The organism is Kitasatospora sp. NPDC057542, assembly GCF_042801945.1.
Classification (GTDB): Bacteria; Actinomycetota; Actinomycetes; order Streptomycetales; family Streptomycetaceae; genus Kitasatospora.
This window is the reverse complement of record NZ_JBHVFE010000675.1, coordinates 1-3455: the sequence shown is the minus strand read 5'-3', so window position 1 is coordinate 3455 and position 3455 is coordinate 1. Positions and strand designations below refer to the sequence as shown.

7 protein-coding genes are annotated in these 3455 nt (G+C 73.1%); 4 read left to right on the top strand and 3 right to left on the bottom strand.

From position 1 onward, the window contains the following. Nucleotides 1-329 precede the first annotated feature (329 nt). Genes ACFU7Y_RS41915 through ACFU7Y_RS41905 form a run of 3 tightly spaced genes read left to right on the top strand, consistent with a single transcriptional unit; the run spans nucleotide 330 to nucleotide 1824 of the window. A complete protein-coding gene (locus ACFU7Y_RS41915; RefSeq protein ID WP_380771675.1) occupies nucleotides 330-1337 on the top strand; it encodes a recombinase family protein in 1008 nt (335 codons plus the stop codon). After that, on the top strand, nucleotides 1334-1489 hold the full coding sequence (locus ACFU7Y_RS41910; protein ID WP_380771673.1) for a hypothetical protein: 156 nt from the start codon (nucleotides 1334-1336) through the stop codon (nucleotides 1487-1489). Before ACFU7Y_RS41915 ends, ACFU7Y_RS41910 begins: the two co-directional genes overlap by 4 nt. After that, nucleotides 1486-1824, top strand: coding sequence for a hypothetical protein (locus ACFU7Y_RS41905; protein WP_380771671.1), 339 nt, complete (start codon nucleotides 1486-1488; stop codon nucleotides 1822-1824). Before ACFU7Y_RS41910 ends, ACFU7Y_RS41905 begins: the two co-directional genes overlap by 4 nt. On the opposite strand, the gene ACFU7Y_RS41900 is transcribed toward ACFU7Y_RS41905, so the two are convergent. The 3 genes from ACFU7Y_RS41900 to ACFU7Y_RS41890 form a co-directional block, all read right to left on the bottom strand. Next, on the bottom strand, nucleotides 1711-2112 hold the full coding sequence (locus ACFU7Y_RS41900; RefSeq protein ID WP_380771670.1) for a hypothetical protein: 402 nt from the start codon (nucleotides 2110-2112) through the stop codon (nucleotides 1711-1713). The genes ACFU7Y_RS41905 and ACFU7Y_RS41900 overlap by 114 nt on opposite strands. Before the next feature lie 55 nt (nucleotides 2113-2167). Next, nucleotides 2168-2452 carry a DUF6225 family protein gene (locus ACFU7Y_RS41895; RefSeq protein WP_380771668.1) on the bottom strand — a complete coding sequence of 95 codons (285 nt, stop codon included), beginning with the start codon at nucleotides 2450-2452 and terminating at the stop codon, nucleotides 2168-2170. A 91-nt stretch (nucleotides 2453-2543) separates the two neighbouring features. Next, complete coding sequence (locus ACFU7Y_RS41890; protein ID WP_380771666.1) at nucleotides 2544-2846, bottom strand: hypothetical protein; 303 nt, start codon at nucleotides 2844-2846, stop codon at nucleotides 2544-2546. A gap of 188 nt (nucleotides 2847-3034) precedes the next feature. Between ACFU7Y_RS41890 and ACFU7Y_RS41885 the strand changes: the two genes are divergently transcribed. Then, entirely contained in the window at nucleotides 3035-3367 is a 333-nt protein-coding gene (locus ACFU7Y_RS41885; protein ID WP_380771664.1) for a hypothetical protein, read from the top strand. Nucleotides 3368-3455: the final 88 nt, after the last annotated feature.

Here is a 3455-nt window from a genome sequence, read left to right as displayed (position 1 = left end):
CCTCAGGCGAGGGCCTCCCACCTGCGCCACCGATCGGAGCTGCTTCCGGTAGCCGCGCAGTGCCCGGCCTCGGGGATCAATGGAACCGTGGTTGGCACTGAGAACGATCATGGTTGCTTGACCGCCGCTCCGTGTCGCCGAGCGTGATGCCCGTGACGGTGGGTCACTCGCAGAAATGACCAGATGTGCGAGTTCTGCGAGAGGCCCGAACCGTGTCCGATTCGCCCCGGTCCGCTCCCGCAGAAAACCTCTCGGAACTCCGCACTTCTGCGAAGCACTTCTGAGAGACTTCCGCCATGGATCTGACGCCCGATCGGGCAGCATCTGCGGTGGAACGAAACGAATGCCCGAAGTGCCAGGCGCCGCCCGGCAGTCCGTGCCGGACCCTCGGCGGGAAGACCGCCTCGAAGTACCACACGCCGCGCTTCATCCTGGTGCCCGCGCTGCGCGAGGACCTCGAAGTCCTCGTCCCCGCCGACCGGGGCCCGGGCCGGACCTGGCAGCCGGGCCCGGCGCTCGCCGTCGTCCCCGAGCCCGCCGCCGGCTCCCGGCCGGCGCGGATCGGGTACGCCCGCACGTCCATGGTCAGCCAGGAGCTGGCCAGCCAGATCGAGGCGCTGGAGGCGGCGGGCTGCACGAAGATCTTCCGGGAGAAGATCAGCACCCGCGTCAAGCACCGCCCCGAGATGGCCGCAGCCCTCAAGCTCGCCGCCGAGTTCAAGGGGGCAGCGCCCGACCAGGTCGTCATCCTCACCGTCCACGAGATGAAGCGCCTGGCCCGCAACGCCGCCGAGCTGATGCAGCTCTCCGCCGACCTGGAGGGAGCCGGCATCCTGCTCGAACTCCTCACCGGCCCGCTCACCGGCGTCTACGACCCCAACGGCATGGGCTCGATGCTCTTCGCCGTGCTGGCCGTCGCCGCCCAGCTCGACCGCAACTACATCCGGGAGAAGACCCTGGAGGGCCAGCAGACCGCCGCCCGCAAGGGCAACCACGGCGGCCGGCCGAAGGTCATCGACGACGACATGCTGACCTTCGCCGTCGCGCTCAAGGACAAGGGCACCCCGGTGCCCGAGATCGCCAAAAAGCTCGTCATCAAGACCGGCAAGAACGCCGGCGAGCACCCGTCGGTGGCCTCGGTGTACCGGGCGCTCGCCGACGCCGAGGAAGCCGCAGCCCTCGCCGCGGCGAACGATGGCCTGCCGCTGCGGCCCAGGCCCGCGCGGATCGTGCGGCCCGAAGGTCCGCTCACCGCCGAGGAGACCGACCTGCGCGAGCGCCTGGTCGCCCAGCGCGCCCAGCTCACCGCCGCCGACCGCGCGGAGGTCGCCCCGTGATCCCCGGAGCACACCGGATGAAGGGCGGCGCGCTGCTGCTCGGCGCCGAGCCCGGGCGGCCCGGCCCGTTCGGCACCTGGACCGACGCGCCGGAGCCGGACGGCCCCGGCGCGGAGGACACGAACGCCGCCGACCGGGAGGCGGTCCGGTGACCGAGGAGTGGAGCAACCCGGCGTACGTCCCGGCCTACGACATGCTGCTGGAGCTGGAGAAGCGCCTCGACGCCCTGCGCCGCGTCGGGCACGCCGACGGGGTCGACCCGCGCGGAACCACCGCCCTGCACGCCGTCCGGCTCGCCGCAGCCATCCTCCAGCCCGTCGTCCCCGGCGCCGACGCGCCGTCGTTCCCCGACGACACCGCCCGGCTGCTGGAGCTAATCGCCAACTGGCGCGACGCCGCTCTCAACCTCGGCGAGTTCGCCCCCGCCGGCCCCGTCCTGCGGGTCATCCCCGGCGGCCGGAACGGCCGACCCGGGTCGGCCCGGTAAGGGCCGGTCGTCGCCTCCCTGGTCCCGGAACCACCGGGCGGCGTCGCTGGTCTCGTGCACCCGGTGGCCGGTGAGCTCATGGAACAGCTCCATGTCGCCGGTGTCGAGGGCGATCAGGATCGCGGTGCCGCGCAGGGCGGAGGCGACGTCGAGGAGGTCCTCGACGCTGTAGTCCTGCATCCGCCAGCCGAGATCGCCCATCCGCTCGACCACCAGCCGCAGGCCGCCCGCGGCGGCCACGGCCTGGCGCGCGAGGGCGGCGAGCTCCGCGTTCCGGTCCCCGGCCATACCTCCAGCCTGCCCCCGTTCCCGCCCGGGCGCCCCCGGGACGGACAGCCCTGGCCTACCGGTGGTCGGGGACGTGGCGGCCGTTGTCGAGCCGCTTGTAGGCGCCGGGCGGGTAGTCGGCGTCCAGGGTCAGGATGGGGCGGCCGGTGGCGAGGTCGACGGTCCAGTCCCCGGAGCCGCCAGTGAGGACCAGGGGCTGCTCGTCGCGGACGCCGCACTCGGTGCTCGGGCCGGTCGGGACGACGACCTCGATCGGGGTGGAGTCGTCCAGGCCGGCCAGCAGCAGGCGCAGCCCTCCCACCGTCAGCGGCTCGACGGTGTGCTCGTAGCGGTAGACCATGGCGCGAGGTTCCCACGGGACGGTGCCGGGCCCCGGGCCGACGCTCCGGTGGTACCGGACGCCCGCCCGTCCGGCCCCGGGGCGGGCCGGTTCACCCTTCCGGCGCGGCGGCCGCGGGGTCCAACTGGTCCTGGTCGCAGCCGCAGGTGAACGGCCCGCACTGCCTGCGCAGCCACATCACGTCCACCAGCGGTAGGTCGCCGGTCTGGTCGGCCAGCGCCTCGCCGCAGCCGTCCACCCGCGCGAACGGGGCTTCGTAGCGGTCGTTGCACCGGGTGCACCGGGCGTCGAACCAGAAGGAGAGCTCGCCGTGGCGGGCGGCCGGGATCACGGGGTAGCGGTCGCCGCCGCCGTGGAGCTGGACGGTCAGACCGGCGTCGCAGGCGCAGGACATGGCCAGCATCGTCCCAGCGGCGCCGGGCAGGGGACCCGGAACTCGGCGCCGCCGCGCGGGCGGATCACCCTTGCATGGCCGACCGGTGCCCGGTCCTGGCCGCTCCGGATCAGCTCGCCGTTGTCCGAGCGACGGCTTCTTCGTCGCACAGTTCCGACAGCTTCGCGACCTGCTCGAACAGTGCCTCGATGATCCGCTCCTTGCGCTTCGGTGCCCCGGCCGCGTGGGCGGCCGGCGACGAGGTCTACGGCGACAACCCGCACCTGCGCGCGGCCCTGGAAAGGCGCGGGCTCGGCTACGTGCTTGCGGTCTCCCGCACGCACCGCGTCCCTACCCCGGCCGGACCCCAGCGCGCCGACCGCCTTTCCAAGCGCATCCCGCGCAGGGCCTGGCAGAAGCTGTCTGCCGGACACGGCGCGAAGGGGCACCGCTACTACGACTGGGCGCACGTCGCCATCAATACAAGAGACCCGGCGAGCCATCAGCATCTGCTGGTTCCGCCGCAACCGCAGCGCCGGTGAACTGGCCTACTACCGCTGCTACTCGCCCCGCCCGGTCCCGTTGTCCACGCTGGTCAAGATCGCGGGAAGCCGCTGGACGGTAGAGGAG